Source organism: Wolbachia endosymbiont of Ostrinia scapulalis, from assembly GCF_023559145.1.
In the GTDB taxonomy this organism is placed as follows: domain Bacteria; phylum Pseudomonadota; class Alphaproteobacteria; order Rickettsiales; family Anaplasmataceae; genus Wolbachia.
Genome location: NZ_CP096926.1, coordinates 1,071,419 through 1,091,297 on the forward strand (window position 1 = coordinate 1,071,419; position 19,879 = coordinate 1,091,297).

The window sequence follows — 19,879 nt, forward strand, 5'->3', positions numbered from 1 at the left end:
TATACTAACATTTTATTCAAGCTCAACTTTAGTTGCTCCTGCTTCAATAAGTTTTTGCTTTATTTTTTCTGCTTCGTCTTTAGAAACATTAGCAGTCAAATCTTTGGGTAAAGACTCAACTAATTCTTTCGCTTCTTTTAAATTCAATGTAGAATTAACTTCTCTAATAGCTTTAATCACTCCTATTTTTTTGCTTGCATCAATCTCTTTGATTACAACTTTATATTCAGCTTTTTCTTGAGCAACAGGAGCATTAGCATTATCACTAATAGGCACCCCAGCACCAACAGCTCCACCAAGAAAAGAACCACTAGGCAACCCTATTTTTTCTTCTAGAACTTTTACAAGTTCAGAAGCTTCTAATAGATTTAAAGATAATATTTTATCAACCAAATCACTTGTTACATTATTCATACTGACCACCTTATTTAACAACAAATTTATTTTTTAGAACTATAGTAATCCAAAACTCTCATAAGCCTCATAGAAGATGAATTAATAGACAATGCTAACCGAGCAGGAATATCATAAGATATTAAACGCATAATTTTAACACGTAATTCATCCAGAGAGGGAAGCTTAGCCAATTTATTAACATCTTCCACTGTTAATAATTCATTTATATGAGCCGCACAAATCACAGACATTTTTTCTTTGTTAGCATTAATAAAATCAACTATTAACTTTGCAGCTTCTACTATAGCGCTAGAGTATATAATAGCAACAGAACCAGAAAATTTACCTGATAAATAAGAAAATTTACCAGTCCTTTCCAAAGCCAAGCAAGCTAGAGTATTTTTAACTACTAACATCCCACCCATTACAGATTTTAGACTATTCCTAAGAATTAATGAATTGCTAACATTCATAGACTTGAAATTTACCAATATTAAGAAATCATTATTTACAAACACATTCATTATGTTTTGTATAAATTCATCCTTATCTTTACGCTTCACAATTTCGCTCCCTTAAATTATATCTTCTACTTTGTTTATTTTATGAGCTTTACCCATAGTTGAATTTAAAAAAACGCTTTTAAAGTAAACTCCTTTCACAGAAGCAGGTTTATTGTCTCTAATTACTTTAAGAAAGGCTTTTAAATTTTCCAGCAAATCATCAATATCAAATTTAATACTTCCTAATTTACCATGAATAACACCATTTTTATCCGTCCTGAATTTTATTTGACCAGACTTAATGGTTTTAGTAGCTTCCGCAATGTTAGAAGTCACAGTACCAAATTTAGGGTTAGGCATCAGCCCTTTAGCACCCAATATTTTTGCAATAGAAGTGATTTTTGCCATGAAATCAGGAGTAGTGATGCACCAATCAACATTCAACTTTCTACCTTTTTTTATCTCTTCAACCAAATCTTCTCCTCCTGTAATATCAGCACCAGCTTTTTCAGCTTCTAATAAATGTTTATCTTGAGCAAAAACAGCTACTTTAATATTCTTCCCGATACCTTTAGGCAAAACTACTGTACCACGCACTTGCTCTTCAGATTTACGTGAATCTACACCTAAATTGACTGCGATATCAACTGATTCATTAAATTTTGCTGAAGCAGACTCAACAATCTTCTCCAAACACTGCTTAGAATTATCATTATATGTACTCATTTACCTAACCTTCCACAACTTCTATACCCATAGATTTTGCAGTGCCTATAACCATCTTCACTGCTGAATCTTCATTATCCACTTTCATATCAACCATCTTACACTTTGCCACTTTAATGATAGCAGACATAGATAATTTAGCCACTAATTCTTTACCAGAATTACCAGAACCTTTACTTAATTTAGCTTCCTGCTTAAGCAAATAAGCCACAGGTGGACCGCTGACAGTAAAATCATGAGAGCGATCATCCTTTATGGAAATTCTCACTGTTACTAAATCACCTACTTTATGACTAGCGTTAGCAGCGCTAGTAGCTTTATTAAAAGCTTCACAAAATTTAGGAACAGGTATACCACGCGGGCCAAGTACTGAAGCAATTTTCGGTCCTGGAACTGCTTTCCCAGCTTCCATAAGTAAGTTAATCTTAGCAACTATATTACTCATAATTAATCCTCTATTTTCTCTACTTGAGCCAAATCAAGCTCTATTATTGTTGGCTTACCTAAGATTGATACTTCAACATTAATAATTTTTTTCTCGTCATTTACCATATCTACCTTACCAGTAAAATTTTGAAAAAGACCATCATTAATTTTTACTTTTTCACCTTTCTCATAACCATAACTCAACTTTTTCGTTTCTTGAGCATTGTAAAGCGCACTACACATTGAGCGAATCTCATTATCCTCAATCACCTTTGGAACATTACCATTTTTCAAAAATCCATAAACCTTAAGAGATTTTGGTATATTATTAATAAAATTTAACACCTCATCGCATAAATTCATGTATAAAAAGACATAACCAGGAAAGGACTTCCTTCGTTTAGCATTTTTTTTAGATTTTAAATCCATCTCACTTAATTCTTCACAAGGAATAAAAACCCTATTAAAATAATTATTAATATTCAATCTCATAGAATTTTCTAATATATATTGGCGCACTTTCTCTTCATAATTAGAGGCAACTCTTAAAATGTACCACTTATACCTATTAAATTCCTTACGTTTTAAAATTACTTCATCATCTGAAATCATCTCAAAATGACCAGACTCATCACCACAAAACCCAGTCATTTGATTCAAAATATTTTTGCTTTCATCACACAGATGCATACATATATATACTTCACATAACTCTTTTATATCAGATTTTACATCACATACTGTCTGATAAGGAATAAACACCTCCTTAAAGTAAACAGTATTGATTGCCAACTCGCATATATCCTTCTCATACCCGTAATCGACTTTAATGATATACCATTTATACTTATATTCCATAAATAATTCCAAATAAAGTCTTAATTATGTAAAGAGACATAAAATCTACGAAGCAAAAGAAAATCGAAAAGCATAATATAACAATTATTACAATAAACAAAGATGACAATACTTGCTGTTTTTTTATCCAAGCAATTCTCCTTATTTCTTGCTTCATATCGCAAAAAAAAACATATAGGTTTTTTAACATTTCTACCATAATATTAATGCAGGAGCGATAGGAATTGAACCTACAACCTCTGGTTTTGGAGACCAGCGCTCTACCAATTGAGCTACACTCCTATAATTCAAAGTTTACTCTAAAATTTCCGAAACAACCCCAGAACCAACAGTTCTACCACCTTCTCTTATCGCAAAACGCAATCCTTTATCCATTGCTATTGGTACTTGCAACTCCACTTCTATACTTACATTGTCCCCTGGCATTACCATCTCCTTTCCATCTAGCAATTTTATGCTCCCAGTTACATCCGTTGTCCTTAAATAAAACTGTGGCTGATAATTTCCAAAAAATGGTGTATGCCTTCCTCCTTCTTCTTTCTTCAATATATACACCTCCGCATTAAATTTCTTATGCGGGGTTATTGTCCCTGGTTTTGCCAATACTTGCCCTCTCTCCACTTCTTCTCTCTTTGTTCCTCTTAGTAGTATTCCTACATTGAGTCCTGCACTTCCCTTATCTAGCAACTTCTTAAACATCTCAACACCAGTACATATCGTCTTTTGCGTCCCTTTCAGACCTATTATCTCTATCTCGTCCCCTGTCTTTATCTCCCCCTTCTCTATTCTTCCTGTTACTACCGTCCCTCGGCCCGATATTGAAAATACATCTTCTATTGGCAACAAAAACGGCAAATCTATAGGCCTTGGAGGTACTGCCACATACTCATCTAACTTCTCCATCAATTTATCTATTGATTTCTTTCCATACTCACTACTATCATCCTCTAATGCTTTTAACGCAGACCCAACTATCATAGGCACTTCATCACCTGAAAATCCATACTTACTCAGCAACTCTCTCACTTCCATTTCTACCAAATCTATCATATCAGCATCAGCAACATCAGCTTTATTTATATATACCACGATATATCCAACACCCACCTGTTTTGCCAGCAATATATGCTCTCTCGTTTGTGGCATCGGCCCATCAACCCCTGACACTACCAATATCGCTGCATCCATCTGTGCTGCACCTACTATCATATTCTTTACATAATCAGCATGTCCAGGGCAATCAACGTGTGCATAGTGTCTCTTTTCTGTTTGATATTCAACATGCGCTGTTGCTATTGTTATACCTCTCTTTCTCTCTTCTGGCGCTTTATCTATTTGATCATATGCTACAAAATTACCATAATGCTTTGTTATCGCCGCTGTTAACGTTGTCTTCCCATGATCCACATGTCCTATCGTTCCCACGTTTACATGCGGCTTTCCAAATGCTTCTACTATCGCTGTCATAATTACTAACCTTTAATTATACTTTAACTTTAACTCATCAACCACATATTGTGGCACTTGTTCATAACAAGAAAAATGCATACTATACTGAGCTCTTCCCTGAGATATAGAACGCAAAACATTTATATAACCAAACATATTGGCAAGAGGAACCGAAGCAGTAATTATTTTGCTATTATTACCTAAATCCAGCATATCAACAACACTGCCTCTTCTACTATTTATATCACCCATAACATCACCCATATATTCTTCAGGAGTAATGATTTCCACTTTCATTATAGGTTCTAGCATTTTTGGACCAGCTTTATTTGCCATTTCCTTAAAAGCACCTTTAGCAGCAAGTTCAAAAGCCAAAGGACTAGAATCAACATCATGAAAAGCACCATCAAGAAGAGTAGCCTTAAAATCAATCAATGGAAAGCCAGAAATTATACCACCTTCTTTTATCAACTCTAAGCCATTTTGCACTCCAGGTATATACTCTTTTGGAATAGCACCGCCTACAATTTTACTTTCAAACTGAAAGCCAAAACCAGGCTCAAGAGGTTCGAATTTTATTTTAACTTTAGCAAACTGACCAGCACCACCTGATTGTTTTTTATGAGTATAATCAATTTCAACAGATTTAGTGATAGTTTCACGATATGCAACTTGAGGCGCACCAACGTTAGCTTCAACATTAAACTCGCGCTTCATTCTATCAATAATAATCTCAAGATGCAGCTCACCCATACCTTTCAATATAGTCTGCCCACTCTCCGCATTTACTGACATCCTTAAAGAAGGATCTTCTGCAACCAATCTATTCAAAGCAACACCTAATTTTTCCTGATCTGAGGTAGTTTTCGGTTCTATAGCAGTTTCAATAACAGGATCAGGAAATTCCATACGCTCTAATAGTATAGGAAAATCAGATGAACATAAAGTATCACCAGTAATTGTTTTCTTTAATCCAACTAAGGCAACTATATCGCCAACTTTAGCTTCGTTTATATCTTCTCTGTTATTTGCATGCATAAGCAACATTCTACCAATTCCTTCAGTCTCATTCTTTCCAGCATTTAACACAGCAGATTTAGATTTTAACTTACCAGAATAAATACGAATAAACGTCAAGCTACCTACAAATTTATCCGTCATCACTTTAAACGCAAGAGCAACGAATTTCTCTTTTTCTGAAGGTTTGATCTCAATTTTCTTTTCTGAATCTTTAGGATCAGTTCCAATAATTACATCAATATCAATAGGAGAGGGTAAAAAATCAACCACACCATCTAAAAGTGATTGCACGCCTTTGTTTTTAAAAGCTGACCCACATAATACAGGGACAAATTTTCTTTTAATGGTCCCATTTCTCACACACTTTTTCAATAAATCAATTGGCAGATCGTTAGATTCAAAGTAAGTATTTATCGCCTCATCATCCATTTCAGCTGCAGCATCTAATAAAAGATTTCGATACTCTTGAGCCTTATCAAGCAAATCGGAAGGAATATCTTCATAAGAAAATTTAGCGCCTAATGTTTCTTCTTGCCATATAATAGCTTTCATAGAAATAAGATCGATTATGCCTTTAAAATCTTTCTCACTTCCTATTGGCAACTGAATAACTAAAGGTGATGCGCCAAGCTTTGTTTTTATCATATCGACACATCGATAAAAATTTGCCCCGATTCTATCCATTTTATTAACAAAGCAGATACGAGGAACGGTATATTTATCAGCTTGACGCCAAACTGTCTCAGACTGAGGCTCAACTCCAGCAACTCCATCAAATACAGCAACTGCACCATCCAAAACCCTCAAAGATCTCTCAACCTCAATAGTGAAATCAACATGACCAGGAGTATCTATTATATTAATCCTATGATCATTCCAAAAACATGTTGTTGCAGCAGAGGTAATTGTAATGCCACGCTCCTTCTCTTGCTCCATCCAATCCATAGAAGCCGCACCATCGTGCACTTCACCAATCCTATTTTGTTTACCAGTATAAAATAAAATACGCTCTGTTGTGGTGGTCTTGCCAGCATCTATATGAGCCATTATTCCTATATTTCTATACCTAGATATTAAAACTTCCATACCACAATCAATCAGCTAATATTAAAAACGAAGATGAGAAAATGCCTTATTAGCTTCAGCCATTTTATACTTTTCTTCACACATCTTAAATGCACCACCACATTTATTATAAGCATCTAATATTTCAGACTGCAAACAATAAATAGTAGTTCTACCGCTCTTTTTTCGAGCAGCAGAAGTTGCTCTAGCAATCCACCTTAATGCCAAAGAAATTGCTCTATCTTGACGAATTTCAACAGGGACTTGATAAGTTGCACCACCAATACGCCGAGAGCGTACTTCTATAGAAGGGGTAACATTTTCTACTGCTGTTTCAAAAATTGATAAGGCATCTTTGCCTATTTTCTTTTCAGCTAAGGACAAAGCACTATAAGCAATCTTTTCTGCAATAGATTTTTTACCACATTTCATAATTATATTAATAAAACGCATAAGCAAGACACTACCATAACGAGAGTCAGGGCTTGTTCTTTTTTTTGCTTTATTACGACGTGCCATAAATTTTAACCAGATTTCTTTACACCATATTTTGAACGAGCTTTCTTTCGATTTTGCACACCACGCAGATCAAGAGCACCTCTTATTATGTGATAACGTACACCCGGCAAATCCTTAACTCGCCCACCACGTATTAAAACAACGGAATGCTCTTGTAAATTATGACCTTCGCCAGGTATATAAGCCGTCACTTCACCGTATCCACTAATCTTTACTCTAGCTACCTTACGTAGTGCTGAATTAGGCTTTCTAGGAGTTGTAGTATATACCTTAGTGCAAACACCCCTTCTTTGAGGATTGCATTTTCCCAAAGCTGGCACCTTCTTCTTGCGAGTTAACCCTGATCTACCTTTACATATTAATTGATTTATCGTAGGCATATACTGTAAATTTAAAACTCTGAAAATAACTAAGTCTTAGTTATAAAATAATAAACCTCAATAGTCAATATAAAAATAAACATTACTACTCTAATAATCTCAGCCTAATTGCTTTGAAAGCTACCGATAATTATATGCTAAAGCGCATATTGGTTTTAATATTAAGAAATTATCACTTGCTGTGGTCGAATTAATATAGATATGGAACAAGTAATATACTGTGATAGCTATCAAAGAATATGCAGAAAATAATCCTTATAATAGAGCCAAGAGCTTCTAACATTAATGCAAAAATACTAACCGAATTACCAGTAAAGCCAGATGATTTTTACAATCCTACTCTTGACACTTAGATTTAATGCAGCTACCCTAAGTTCAAAATTCTATACTCAATTTTGCTGTTCTTGTATACAAGGAACACGTTTTTAGAATAATGAAAACAATCAGCGCTTTAATTAAAGAAGGGTCAAAGCTACTATCATCACATAGAATTGAATCACCACATTTGGATTGTGAAATCATCATGCAGTACGTACTTGGAGTAGAAAGATCATTCACAATCATGAATCACACCAATCAGGTACCAAGAAACAAAGAACTTCTATTCTGGAAATTAACAAAAAAAAGAGCAGAAAGATATCCAATATCGCAAATAATAGGTAATCGTGAATTCTGGAGTAAAAATTTTATAGTTAACCAACATGTTCTAGATCCAAGACCAGATAGTGAAACAGTAATTTCAACAGTGTTAAAATATTACCAAAATAAGAAGCAAAAAATAAAAATTGCAGATTTTGGCACAGGCACAGGCTGTTTGTTGATCTCCATACTTAGTGAGTATGAATATGCTATTGGAGTTGGTTTTGAAAAAAGCCTGGAAGCATACAAAATTACCTGCCAGAACACAAAGAAACATAATCTTCTCAACAGAGCTAAAATATTTCCAAATTCGTGGACAGAATGTAGAGATTTATTTGATCTCATAATAAGCAATCCTCCATATATCAAAAGAAGTAAGTTAAAAGATCTGCAAGCTGAAGTACAAAAAGAGCCAAGAATTGCTCTTGATGGTGGTATCGATGGATTGAGCTGTTACCTGAGTATTTTTCCAATATTGAAAAAGTGCCTTAAAAAAGATGGGTTTGCGATACTGGAAATAGGCGAAGATCAAAGCAATATTGACAAAATAATACCCTTATATGGACTGGCTTTTCAGGAATACGTATACGACTTGGCTGGAATGAAAAGATGCATTGTTGTAAAGCAAGATAAAGAACATGACTAGTAGAACGCTAGCTTTCTAAGAACCTGTTCATAATCTCAAGAAAGGCATAAAGTAAGAAATAGAGTGTATAAATTAGGATATATGAGGAGTGTATACCCAAGCATACGCGTCAAGTTAAGGAAATAAAGGTATGAAAGAGATAGAATAATAAGGTATAAGTTCTCCCAGATATACTTTTAGTGAGAGAACCAATGAATAAAATAACTTGCTTATCAAAAAAGCTCAAAGAATTTTTTAATGAAAAAGCAGAGAAAATCTCAATTACAACAAGGTTTATAAAAAGAAAGAGAAAGCTAAAAGGTTCATCATTCGTAAAAGCCATGGTCTTGGGTAATATAGGAGTTGATAATTGTAGCGTAGAAACAATGTGTCAATTACTAAACGAGGACTCGATAGATATAACAAAACAAGGTTTGGATTTTAGATTTACTGAAGAAGCAGTGGAATTTATGAAAAGGATGTATAATGAATCTGTGATTCTCTTTAAAAATATCTTGCAAGTTGATTGCAAAATCTTACAGCAATTTAATAGTGTTAAATTATTGGACAGTAGCTATATTACTCTACCTAACAGTATGGAAGAGATGTATAAAGGTTATGGTACTAGCTACAGTGGCTATGAAAGCAATACTAAGTCTGGAATAAAGTTACAATTAGTTTTCGACTACATGAATCAGATAATAGACCAACTTAATTTAACGGAGGGGGTAAGATCAGACCAGGGATATAGGAAACATTTAAGTAATATATTAAGCAATGATTTGCTAATATCTGATCTCGGTTATTTTGTGCCAAGTTCTTTTAAACAAATCAATGAAATAGGAGCTTATTTCATAAGTCGTTATAAATCTGATACCAACATATATGATGTAGAAACAAATCAAAAAATGGAGTTATTAGAATGTTTAGAGGATAAGTTATTTTTAGAAAACGAGGTATTGTTAGGAAAAGAAGCAAAAATTAGAGTAAGAATTATATGTCAGAAACTAACTGAAGAACAGTCTATGGCCAGAAGAAGGAAAGCTAATAGATTAGCAAGATCGCAGGGATATACATCCTCTAAAAGAAATCAAAAATTGTTGAACTGGTCAATATTTATAACTAATGTTCCAGAAAATAAAATTAGTGCTGAGCAAGTATTAACGATTTACAGAGTAAGGTGGCAAATTGAGTTATTATTTAAATTGTATAAAAGCTATATCAGGCTTGATAAGCTAAAAGGAAAGCCATGCAGAGTATTATGTGAACTATATGCTAAATTGTGCGCAATTCTTATATTTCACGGCATAGTTGGTTGCACAGAAGTGAAAAAGAATACAGAACTTAGCTTAACAAAGGCATTTATTGAGCTAAAAAGGCGGGTTAGAGAGTTATTTTTAGTATTAACCAAAATTAATAGTTTAAAAGCATTTCTTAAAAAACTCACTATAACTTGGTCGCTATTTTCATTAAAAGACAAACGTAGAAGGGCTAGAGTATCCACTTTAACCTCTCTAAATTTGCTCACAATCTCTTAACTTGACGCGTATGTGGGTCCTACATTCTCGCCTTGCCCAAAAGCAACAGTTTGCTTCTCACCTGAACAAGACTGTGCTGTACCGATAATCAGCGAGATAGACCAATCTAAAGAATCTATCTTAGTTCAAGAATATACATTTACTCTTGGAACAGTTGCAAAATCTTTGATTAACGCCAAAGAGCGTGGTGTTGATGTTAAAGTCGTCTTAGATAAATCACAACTCCATTCAAAATATAGTGTCATAAGCGAATTGTTTTCAAATGGAATACCGATTTGGATCGATAATAAGCCAAAAATTGCTCATAATAAGGTAATAATTGTTGATAATCAAAAAGTCATCACAGGATCGTTTAACCTCAGTAAGACAGCTGAAAAGGGAAACGCTGAAAATTTATTAATTATTGAAAATTATCCTGAATTAGTCCAGCAGTATGTGAAGAACTGGGAAATACGAATGTCACAATCCTATCAATATGCTCCCTAGATACTTGATATCAAAAAAAGTCTTTTTATTGATAGATGTAATTTCTTGTGATATAATAAATTAAAAGGTTTTAAGGGGTAGGTAATGGATTACATAAATGATGCTGCTGATAGTTACGCTGCCATTCATGATTTTTTTCAAAATAATGGTGTTGGAGATTACAAAGTTCAATGCAATTATGGTGGTGTACCGTATGCTACTGACGAATATGTACATTCTGGAGACAAATTTTGGAGCAATAATTTTATAGACTCACATTTTGGAAAGGAAATAAAAATGTATCCTCAAAGTGAGCTTTTAGCTAAAGAGTATGCTGGGAATACACTACCGGTTTCAATATCACTAAACGAGGATCTAATAAAAATAAAAGAATGTCAGAAAAAAACTAAATTTGTAGAACTAGAAGGGGAATCAGGTGATATAGTATATGATAAGCAAAAACATATAAAGTGCTACACGACAAAGTTATCATATGACGATGTTTCTGTTCATAATAAAAACAAATTTTCAATACTGAATATTAGATATGACATGCCAAATGATTCGAGATACAGTTTAAACATAGCCTTCACAAAGGTTAATGATAATCAACCAGGGTTTTGGCAAAAATTTAAAAATATGTTTTAATAAAGTAGCTTCTCAATCAGGAATATTCTGGTGGAAAATGAATATCTACTTAGTAATGAATTTGGTCAGTAGCTACTAAGTTTTTCTTATAGCTATACAACGAAGGTTTGCTGGTCTTACATTTATTCTCTGCAAGACAAAAAATTCACATAATTGTACATAGTATGGAATAAATAAACTTCCACTATATTTTTCGATTAAACTCACCTTTTCTCTATTGAACAGATTTCGTATTAAATCTTAAGTTCAACGCACCTAAATATATAAGCATTCCCAGCAAAATCATAGGTATAGAAAGAAATTGTCCCATAGTTAAATTGAACCATAAATAGCCAATTTGATAGTCTGGCTCACGGAAAAATTCAACCACAAAACGTGCTATTCCATACCACATAACTGCAATACCAGTTGTTGCACCGTAATACAGTTTCACTCTAGTCAAGAAAAACAGTGAATTTGCAACTACAAAAAGTAGCGCTCCTTCAAAAAATGCCTCATAAAGTTGGCTTGGATGGCGCAATAAATTATCACCATTTTCTGGAAATACCATACCCCACGGCATATTTGTAACCCTGCCAAATAACTCTCCATTTATAAAATTACCTATGCGGCCTAGAAGTAAACCTATCGGAACTCCACAAGAAATTAGATCCAGTGTGTAAAATATAGGAATGTTATGTCTTCTACAGGAGATTATTACTGCAAGCAAAACTCCTATAGCACCGCCATGAAATGACATACCTCCTTCCCAGGTCTTTAGTATTTCGATAGGATTGCTTATATAGAGAACTGGATCATATATCAATACGTACCCAAGCCTACCTCCAAGGATAATGCCTATAATAACGGCTGTTAATAACGAATCGTAAAAATTCTTAGTAAATATTTTTTGATTGTCTAGCTTATGTAAATACCAATATGCAAAAACTATACCCAAAACATATGCTAAAGAGTACCAATATATAGAAACAGGACCGATGCTAAAAATAACTGGACTTAAAGACATATTTTACTACAAATTATTCTTAGACAATCTACTTTTCTCACGTTCCCACTCTCTCTGCTTTATGGTTGCTCTCTTATCATAGAGTTTTTTTCCTTTCACAATGGCAATTTTAGTTTTTGCCAACCCTTTATCATTAAAATAGATAGAAAGTGGCACAACAGTTATTCCAGAGGTTTTAATTTGACCAATTAGCTTATTTATCTCTTTTTTATGCAAAAGCAATTTTCGTTCTCTTTTTGGCTTGTGATTCTTTTGGTTTGCAGCTTTATACTCTGCGATATGCATATTGTTTAGCCATATTTCACCTTTTTTTTCAGTAACGTAAGCATCAGAAATGTTTGCTTTTCTTTCCCTTAGTGATTTCACTTCACTACTTAAGAGGATCATACCTGCTTCAAATTCTTCTAAGATAAAGTATTCAAACCTTGCTTTTCTATTTTCTGCAATAACTTCCATATCTAAAGATATCTTTAAGCTTCAATATATTACAGAACTTTTGGTTTAATTCATAACAAAACAATTATCTCAGTAAATGCAAGTTTGGTTAAAAAAGCTCCAATCTTCCTGCAAGTGTAATTTGTTCCACTCTTCCTACTGCCATTTCAGCCCTAGGACTAGCATTACCTGACAAAGAACTTATCACATCTTTGCAGCCCCATTCAATAGCAAAGTGTAAAGGAGCATATCTATTATTGTTCTGTTTACTAACATATGCCCCACTTTCAATTAAAATATCTCTTATACTTTCATGATCGCTAGCAAAATGCAAAGGAGTGCGTCCACAACTATCCCACACATTAACACATGCTCCATGTTCAATCAGAGTTCTTACTATGTTTTCATTATCACTTTCAGCAGCAAAATGCAAGGGAGTGCTTCTATAATTATCCCACGCATCGACATATGCTCCGTGTTCAATTAGAGCTATTACTATGTTCTCATACCACTCTTAGTAGCAAAATGTAGAGGAGTGTGTCCATCATTGTTCTGCGCGTTAACATCTGCTCCACATGCAATTAGAGCTCTTACTACACTTTCATTCCCACCTTCGGTAGCAAGATGTAAAGGTGTACATACATCATTGTCCCACGCATTAACATTTGCTCCACTTTCAATTAAAATATCTAATATGCCTTTGTGGTTCCATTCAGCAGCAAAATGTAAAGGAGTGCATCCATCGCTGTCCCATGCATCAACATATGCTCCATATTCAATTAGAGCTATTACTATGTTCTCATAGCCACTCTTAGCAGCAAAATGCAACAATGTAGTTTCTACCATACGCGTCAAGTTAAGAGATTGTGAGCAAATTTAGAGAGGTTAAAGTGGATACTCTAGCCCTTCTACGTTTGTCTTTTAATGAAAATAGCGACCAAGTTATAGTGAGTTTTTTAAGAAATGCTTTTAAACTATTAATTTTGGTTAATACTAAAAATAACTCTCTAACCCGCCTTTTTAGCTCAATAAATGCCTTTGTTAAGCTAAGTTCTGTATTCTTTTTCACTTCTGTGCAACCAACTATGCCGTGAAATATAAGAATTGCGCACAATTTAGCATATAGTTCACATAATACTCTGCATGGCTTTCCTTTTAGCTTATCAAGCCTGATATGGCTTTTATACAATTTAAATAATAACTCAATTTGCCACCTTACTCTGTAAATCGTTAATACTTGCTCAGCACTAATTTTATTTTCTGGAACATTAGTTATAAATATTGACCAGTTCAACAATTTTTGATTTCTTTTAGAGGATGTATATCCCTGCGATCTTGCTAATCTATTAGCTTTCCTTCTTCTGGCCATAGACTGTTCTTCAGTTAGTTTCTGACATATAATTCTTACTCTAATTTTTGCTTCTTTTCCTAACAATACCTCGTTTTCTAAAAATAACTTATCCTCTAAACATTCTAATAACTCCATTTTTTGATTTGTTTCTACATCATATATGTTGGTATCAGATTTATAACGACTTATGAAATAAGCTCCTATTTCATTGATTTGTTTAAAAGAACTTGGCACAAAATAACCGAGATCAGATATTAGCAAATCATTGCTTAATATATTACTTAAATGTTTCCTATATCCCTGGTCTGATCTTACCCCCTCCGTTAAATTAAGTTGGTCTATTATCTGATTCATGTAGTCGAAAACTAATTGTAACTTTATTCCAGACTTAGTATTGCTTTCATAGCCACTGTAGCTAGTACCATAACCTTTATACATCTCTTCCATACTGTTAGGTAGAGTAATATAGCTACTGTCCAATAATTTAACACTATTAAATTGCTGTAAGATTTTGCAATCAACTTGCAAGATATTTTTAAAGAGAATCACAGATTCATTATACATCCTTTTCATAAATTCCACTGCTTCTTCAGTAAATCTAAAATCCAAACCTTGTTTTGTTATATCTATCGAGTCCTCGTTTAGTAATTGACACATTGTTTCTACGCTACAATTATCAACTCCTATATTACCCAAGACCATGGCTTTTACGAATGATGAACCTTTTAGCTTTCTCTTTCTTTTTATAAACCTTGTTGTAATTGAGATTTTCTCTGCTTTTTCATTAAAAAATTCTTTGAGCTTTTTTGATAAGCAAGTTATTTTATTCATTGGTTCTCTCACTAAAAGTATATCTGGGAGAACTTATACCTTATTATTCTATCTCTTTCATACCTTTATTTCCTTAACTTGACGCGTATGGTCAAAAAAGCAATCTCCTGTCTTTATAGCAGCTCCTATTTTTAGCTTTTCAGGATGAGCGCTCTTTAGATTATGCAATAAATCACTTGATTTTTTATTTTCTTTGATTTGTTGAAAAAGAGCAATTGGCTCTCTTACATAGTTAGAATCTCTCATGTTATAACTCCAAAATAATGATTGTATTTTAATAGATTAATCAGCCTAGGAAGGCTAATTACTTAAGGTCATGCTATGTTGCAAGCAGACATCAACTATTCTTCTTGAACTAATATGTAGCATATACATATTGTTACTTAGTATATTTTAACTATACTTAAACTCTCTTGTGCTGTCAAGCAGGGAATTTATTAATCTTTTAACTCATCCACTTTTTTGCGTAGCACATTTAAATCAGTTGCTCCTACAAAAAGACTATCTCCAATTATCAAAAAAGGTGTACCGCCTACTCCTAAATTCCTTACTAAAAGTTTGCTGTTGTTTATCATTTGCTCAATTTTGTCTGCATTATTTTTCATAGAATTATTAAAGTCGTTCTCGTTAACCCCTATATTTTTCACTATACCTAATATAGTTTTATCTGAAAATTCTCCTCTGTGATCTAGTGCAGCATAGTGAAAATCTAAGTACTTTTCTTTATCGATAAAATAAGTTGCTAAAGCACCTTTTGCTGCCTTTAAAGAATTGTTACCAAGTATTGGAGCATCTCTAAAGATATACTTAATTTTGCCATCATTGATCAATTGTTTTACATCGTTCTTTATAGCTTTGCAATATCCACAAGAATAGTCAAAAAAACCTACAGCTATGACATTGCTATTTTCATTTCCTGAGTAAGGATAAGTGGAGTCGAATATTTCATTTTTATGCTGAGAAATTTTATTTTTGGTTGCATTAGCATAACTATTTTTAGCTGACTCTTCCTGGAGAGTTTTTATGATCTTATCAAAATTTTTACTTATGTAGTCATCTAATCTCTCACTTATATGATCATCGTTTAAGACTTGACTGCGATGTGAAAGCCAATTGTTTATTACTGGTAAACTTGCTACTGCAAATATAAAAATCAATAAAAGTGGTATCTTAGACATATACTTACCTAAGGGAAATAATAAGACATATTATAGTAAAAAAATGTTCAATGTTAAAACATTTACATTAAGAAGCGCAAACTTTACACAGTAGAAAACTTGGCGATGTGCAAAATTGAGCATTTAAGAGATTTTAGATATTCCTTACCGCTGCGTATAACAATTGTAACCGCGGCGGTAAAAAAGTTGATTATTTTATAACCGCCGCATATAATGATGACAAACACGGCGGTAAATTATACGGAACCAATAATTGGTAGAGAGAAAGAAATAGCCATTCTAGAAAATAAGCTTCTTTCCCAATCTGCTGAGTTTATTCCTGTTTACACTGTGAACAAAATTGCATGGATTTAATGGTTCAATAAGTGTAGGGACATAATGAAATTTTTAAAAACTCTCTTTAACTTAGCATTACTAGTATTTTTCATGTCTACTATAGCTGAAGCAAGGTGGAGCAAGTACGAAGATGCTTCTGTTGAGGTTAAGTTTTCTAATGTTAACATTAATGTTAATAGAGATGGTACCTACGAAACGGAAGTAGAACTTCAAGCAAAAATACTCAAAGAATCTGGACGTGATAGATTCTCTCTATACAGTCTTGTTTACAATGATGATGGTGCAGATTTTACTGTTTTAGAGGCTAAAGCAGCTTATAATGGAGAGGAATATATAGTTACTGAAGATATGATGGAGGATAAGCCACTGGCTAGTCCTGGCAAAGGCTTTGATCAGCTAAGGCAAGTAACCATACCATTTCCCAAAATAGAAATTGGCACAGAAGTATATTTAAGATATAAAAAAGTTAACAAAAAGGTTCCTGTTGATAATTTTTATGGCTTGAGCTTCTCTTATTATGGAGATTATTTACAAGCAGAAAATACTAAAATCAACTCTGAATTGCCTCTAGAGATTAAAGTGAATGATCCAAGAAAAGTATTAGAGATTGCTGAGGAAAAAAAGGATAGTGTACATTATATAAACATTACCTTAAAGAAAGCAATTTATGAAAACACAATAAATGAACCACATAATGGAATATTGAATATTAAACATAACACTTGGGTATCACTGTCGAGCCTATCTAAATGGGAGGATTTGGCTAAAAAATTAGCCCCTGGATATCATAGCATCATTAACCAGCCACTTCCTGCAACTTTTAAAGCTATAGCAGAATCTGCTACCAGTGAGAGTACTGATGAAGATAAGATCAATGCTGTTACTTCTTTATTGAATGAAAAAGTTCAGTACATGGGAGACTGGAGTACAGTATCAGGAAAATATTTCCCGAGAGATTTAGAGAAAATTGCTGATTCTCAAATTGGGGATTGCAAAGACTTTTCTGCTAGCACGGCTGCTATTTTACAAGAACTTGGTTACAAAGTTCAACCTATTTTAGTTATGAGAGGAACTACTAATACTTCTAATCCTGAAGCGTTACCCAATATGGGTAATTTTAATCATGTGATGCTTAGAGTAATGAATGAAGATGGAAAAATATACTGGATTGATCCAACTAATACCATCAGTATGGCGCAGGGTATTTTTCCAGACATTGCTGATAGGAACGCTCTAGTACTGGATTCTGAGGAAGCTAGTTACATAAAAATTCCTGCTGTACAAGGTGAAAATTCAAAAGTGATATCCCATAGTGAATTAACTATAGAAGATAACGTTGTAAATGAATATGGCCAGCTTACCGTGCAAGGGGAAGCAGCCTTAGGCTTAACAGGTGTTGGATTATATTATTCAGATGAGCAATTAAGAGATTCTGTTTTTCGTATGATTAGTGGAGTATATCTTGATGAAGAAGAAAAGAAGTTCTTAGAATTGCCTGACCTTACCTTGCGTAATGTAGAGGATCTTACAATAAAATATGAGTTCCAGCAAAAAAATAAGATTTTCAAGACAAATCTAGGGCCGGCTTTGAATTTAGGAGATAATTGGCTTAATGATGTTGTCAATACAGCTTCTGACCAAGTGTCAGACCTTTTTATTGGTGTTCCTAAAACTAAGGAAAGCCATATGATAATAAAAGATATCAAAATTAAAAACTGTGAAAATTTGAATTTTGAAATAGATTCTCCTTGGTTATATGTAAATAGGTTCTGTAAATATAAAAATGATGGAACCGAATTTAGCAATTTAATAACCATAAAGAAAAGCTTTATTACCAATGAAGAATTAAAGACTGCTGAATATAAAAACTTAAAAAGCGAATTGGAGAATAATTTTTCTAGAGCCTCTATAATAATAAGTGAATGAGTTGTGCTGGGAAAAGCACTTCTTAAAAGGCTTAAAATTTTTAAAATATGTACAATAACTTACGCGACTTCATCAGAGCATTAGAAGAAAAAAAAGATCTAATTAGAATTAAAAAAGAAGTTTCAACTATTCTTGAAATGACAGAAATTCATCGTAGGGTTTTGTCAAACAAGGGACCAGCTATCATCTTTGAAAATGTTGTCACAGAAAATGGCAAAAATTCAATTCCCGTTTTAGTGAATTTATTTGGTACTATTGAGAGAATTGCATTCGGACTTGGTATAAATTCTGATGAATTAAGGGATCTGGGTAAACTTCTAGCATTTTTGCGATCACCTGAGCCGCCAAAAACCTTCAAAGATGCTGTGAAAATGTTTCCTCTACTAAAAGTTGTATTGTCGATGCGGAGCAAAGTTGTGAGCAAAGCCCCATGTCAAGAGGTGGTGCTAACTGGGGATAAGGTGGATCTTAGTTTGCTACCTATTCAGACATGCTGGCCAAACGAGCCTGCACCGCTTATCACTTGGCCACTTGTGGTAACAAAAGGACCAACAGCAGACAAGCAAGATAATTTCAATCTTGGAATATATCGTATGCAGGTTGTGAATAAAAAAACGACTCTCATGCGCTGGCTTGCACATCGTGGTGGTGCAGGTCACCATAAACGGTGGAAGGAGAGGGGACAAAATATGAAGTTTCCTGCGGCTGCTGTGATTGGTAGCGATCCTGCAACGATTATTGCTGCGGTAACTCCGGTGCCGGAGACTTTATCAGAATACCAATTTGCCGGGCTGCTGCGAAAAAAAACACTTGAGCTTGTAAATTGTAAAACTATTCCTCTTCAGGTTCCAGCTCATGCAGAAATTGTTTTGGAAGGATATGTAAGTTTGGATAATTACCAAGATGAAGGGCCATATGGAGACCATACCGGTTACTATAATGCTGTTGAACAGTTTCCTGAGTTTAACATCACTGCAATTACAATGCGCAAAGATCCAATTTATCTCAGCACTTTTACTGGCAAACCACCTGATGAACCATCAATTCTTGGTGAAGCACTCAACGAAATCTTTGTGCCGATTCTCATCAATCAGTTTCCGGAAATAGTAGATTTTTATCTGCCCCCAGAAGGTTGTTCATATAGAATAGCGGTAGTGTCGATAAAAAAGGCTTATCCAGGGCATGCAAAAAGAATTGTTATGGGCACACTATCTTTTCTCAAACAGTTGTTATACACGAAATTTATTATAGTTGTTGATTATGATATAAATATACGTGATTGGAAGGAAGTAATGTGGGCAGTTTCAACAAGAATGGACCCTGTACGTGATACAATCATGATAGAGAATGCTCCAATTGATTATTTAGACTTCGCTTCTCCTGAAAGTGGTCTCGGAGGTAAAATAGGGTTTGATGCAACAAACAAACTTCCACCTGAAACCAAACGAGAATGGGGAAGAAAAATTGAAATGAGCGAGGAAATAATAAAGAAAGTTACAGAGAAGTGGAAGGAATATGGGTTGACAGATGATTAAACTATGATGTAGACTACCGCCGTG

Annotated in this window: 23 protein-coding genes and 1 tRNA gene; 6 read left to right on the forward strand and 18 right to left on the reverse strand. The window is 33.9% G+C overall.

Going from position 1 to position 19,879, the window contains the following annotated elements:
- Positions 1-12: 12 nt before the first annotated feature.
- From rplL to rpsL, 11 genes are all read right to left on the reverse strand, one after another.
- Positions 13-414, reverse strand: a complete 402-nt coding sequence (gene rplL, locus M1L26_RS05195) for a 50S ribosomal protein L7/L12 (protein WP_007301986.1) — start codon at positions 412-414, stop codon at positions 13-15.
- A gap of 26 nt (positions 415-440) precedes the next feature.
- Positions 441-959, reverse strand: a complete 519-nt coding sequence (gene rplJ / locus M1L26_RS05200) for a 50S ribosomal protein L10 (RefSeq protein WP_007301987.1) — start codon at positions 957-959, stop codon at positions 441-443.
- 12 nt (positions 960-971) lie between these two features.
- On the reverse strand, positions 972-1,625 hold the full coding sequence (rplA, locus tag M1L26_RS05205; RefSeq protein WP_250120082.1) for a 50S ribosomal protein L1: 654 nt from the start codon (positions 1,623-1,625) through the stop codon (positions 972-974).
- 4 nt (positions 1,626-1,629) lie between these two features.
- Positions 1,630-2,070 (reverse strand): 50S ribosomal protein L11, encoded by a 441-nt coding sequence (locus M1L26_RS05210; RefSeq protein WP_250120083.1) that lies wholly within the window; start codon positions 2,068-2,070, stop codon positions 1,630-1,632.
- A gap of 2 nt (positions 2,071-2,072) precedes the next feature.
- Positions 2,073-2,909, reverse strand: coding sequence for a transcription termination/antitermination protein NusG (nusG, locus tag M1L26_RS05215; protein WP_250120084.1), 837 nt, complete (start codon positions 2,907-2,909; stop codon positions 2,073-2,075).
- The gene (gene secE / locus M1L26_RS05220) at positions 2,899-3,108 is read right to left on the reverse strand and encodes a preprotein translocase subunit SecE (RefSeq protein WP_211908499.1); all 210 of its coding nucleotides are present in this window, start codon (positions 3,106-3,108) and stop codon (positions 2,899-2,901) included. Before secE ends, nusG begins: the two co-directional genes overlap by 11 nt.
- Before the next feature lie 10 nt (positions 3,109-3,118).
- Positions 3,119-3,191: transfer RNA gene (locus M1L26_RS05225), tRNA-Trp, on the reverse strand.
- Between the two features lie 12 nt (positions 3,192-3,203).
- Entirely contained in the window at positions 3,204-4,376 is a 1,173-nt protein-coding gene (gene tuf / locus M1L26_RS05230; RefSeq protein WP_250120085.1) for an elongation factor Tu, read from the reverse strand.
- Positions 4,377-4,388: 12 nt separating this feature from the next.
- The gene (fusA, locus tag M1L26_RS05235) at positions 4,389-6,464 is read right to left on the reverse strand and encodes an elongation factor G (RefSeq protein WP_211908501.1); all 2,076 of its coding nucleotides are present in this window, start codon (positions 6,462-6,464) and stop codon (positions 4,389-4,391) included.
- A 21-nt stretch (positions 6,465-6,485) separates the two neighbouring features.
- The gene (gene rpsG, locus M1L26_RS05240) at positions 6,486-6,962 is read right to left on the reverse strand and encodes a 30S ribosomal protein S7 (RefSeq protein WP_211908503.1); all 477 of its coding nucleotides are present in this window, start codon (positions 6,960-6,962) and stop codon (positions 6,486-6,488) included.
- A gap of 5 nt (positions 6,963-6,967) precedes the next feature.
- Positions 6,968-7,342, reverse strand: a complete 375-nt coding sequence (gene rpsL, locus M1L26_RS05245) for a 30S ribosomal protein S12 (RefSeq protein ID WP_010406837.1) — start codon at positions 7,340-7,342, stop codon at positions 6,968-6,970.
- A gap of 433 nt (positions 7,343-7,775) precedes the next feature.
- On the opposite strand from rpsL, the gene prmC reads away from it, so the two are divergent.
- The 4 genes from prmC to M1L26_RS05265 all read left to right on the forward strand — a co-directional run bounded on the left by prmC (position 7,776) and on the right by M1L26_RS05265 (position 11,257).
- Entirely contained in the window at positions 7,776-8,627 is an 852-nt protein-coding gene (prmC, locus tag M1L26_RS05250; protein ID WP_211908505.1) for a peptide chain release factor N(5)-glutamine methyltransferase, read from the forward strand.
- A 191-nt stretch (positions 8,628-8,818) separates the two neighbouring features.
- Positions 8,819-10,144: an IS4 family transposase gene (locus tag M1L26_RS05255; RefSeq protein WP_250120086.1), complete on the forward strand. Its 1,326-nt coding sequence runs from the start codon at positions 8,819-8,821 to the stop codon at positions 10,142-10,144.
- A 12-nt stretch (positions 10,145-10,156) separates the two neighbouring features.
- Entirely contained in the window at positions 10,157-10,630 is a 474-nt protein-coding gene (locus M1L26_RS05260; protein ID WP_250120087.1) for a phospholipase D family nuclease, read from the forward strand.
- An 84-nt stretch (positions 10,631-10,714) separates the two neighbouring features.
- Complete coding sequence (locus M1L26_RS05265) at positions 10,715-11,257, forward strand: hypothetical protein (RefSeq protein WP_211908426.1); 543 nt, start codon at positions 10,715-10,717, stop codon at positions 11,255-11,257.
- A gap of 214 nt (positions 11,258-11,471) precedes the next feature.
- Here M1L26_RS05265 and lgt read toward each other — a convergent pair whose 3' ends face one another.
- From lgt to M1L26_RS05300, 7 genes are all read right to left on the reverse strand, one after another.
- A complete protein-coding gene (gene lgt / locus M1L26_RS05270; RefSeq protein ID WP_114517403.1) occupies positions 11,472-12,263 on the reverse strand; it encodes a prolipoprotein diacylglyceryl transferase in 792 nt (263 codons plus the stop codon).
- Between the two features lie 6 nt (positions 12,264-12,269).
- Positions 12,270-12,719 carry an SsrA-binding protein SmpB gene (gene smpB, locus M1L26_RS05275; protein WP_007301946.1) on the reverse strand — a complete coding sequence of 150 codons (450 nt, stop codon included), beginning with the start codon at positions 12,717-12,719 and terminating at the stop codon, positions 12,270-12,272.
- Positions 12,720-12,807: 88 nt separating this feature from the next.
- Positions 12,808-13,131, reverse strand: a complete 324-nt coding sequence (locus tag M1L26_RS05280; protein WP_250120088.1) for an ankyrin repeat domain-containing protein — start codon at positions 13,129-13,131, stop codon at positions 12,808-12,810.
- 62 nt (positions 13,132-13,193) lie between these two features.
- On the reverse strand, positions 13,194-13,544 hold the full coding sequence (locus M1L26_RS05285) for an ankyrin repeat domain-containing protein (RefSeq protein WP_250120089.1): 351 nt from the start codon (positions 13,542-13,544) through the stop codon (positions 13,194-13,196).
- Between the two features lie 10 nt (positions 13,545-13,554).
- Entirely contained in the window at positions 13,555-14,880 is a 1,326-nt protein-coding gene (locus M1L26_RS05290; RefSeq protein WP_250119932.1) for an IS4 family transposase, read from the reverse strand.
- 57 nt (positions 14,881-14,937) lie between these two features.
- Positions 14,938-15,126 carry a hypothetical protein gene (locus M1L26_RS05295; RefSeq protein ID WP_250120090.1) on the reverse strand — a complete coding sequence of 63 codons (189 nt, stop codon included), beginning with the start codon at positions 15,124-15,126 and terminating at the stop codon, positions 14,938-14,940.
- A 191-nt stretch (positions 15,127-15,317) separates the two neighbouring features.
- Positions 15,318-16,058 (reverse strand): DsbA family protein, encoded by a 741-nt coding sequence (locus tag M1L26_RS05300; RefSeq protein ID WP_250120091.1) that lies wholly within the window; start codon positions 16,056-16,058, stop codon positions 15,318-15,320.
- A 378-nt stretch (positions 16,059-16,436) separates the two neighbouring features.
- On the opposite strand from M1L26_RS05300, the gene M1L26_RS05305 reads away from it, so the two are divergent.
- Positions 16,437-18,320 carry a DUF3857 domain-containing protein gene (locus M1L26_RS05305; protein WP_250120092.1) on the forward strand — a complete coding sequence of 628 codons (1,884 nt, stop codon included), beginning with the start codon at positions 16,437-16,439 and terminating at the stop codon, positions 18,318-18,320.
- Positions 18,321-18,367: 47 nt separating this feature from the next.
- Positions 18,368-19,855, forward strand: coding sequence for a UbiD family decarboxylase (locus tag M1L26_RS05310; protein WP_250120093.1), 1,488 nt, complete (start codon positions 18,368-18,370; stop codon positions 19,853-19,855).
- Positions 19,856-19,879 lie beyond the last annotated feature (24 nt).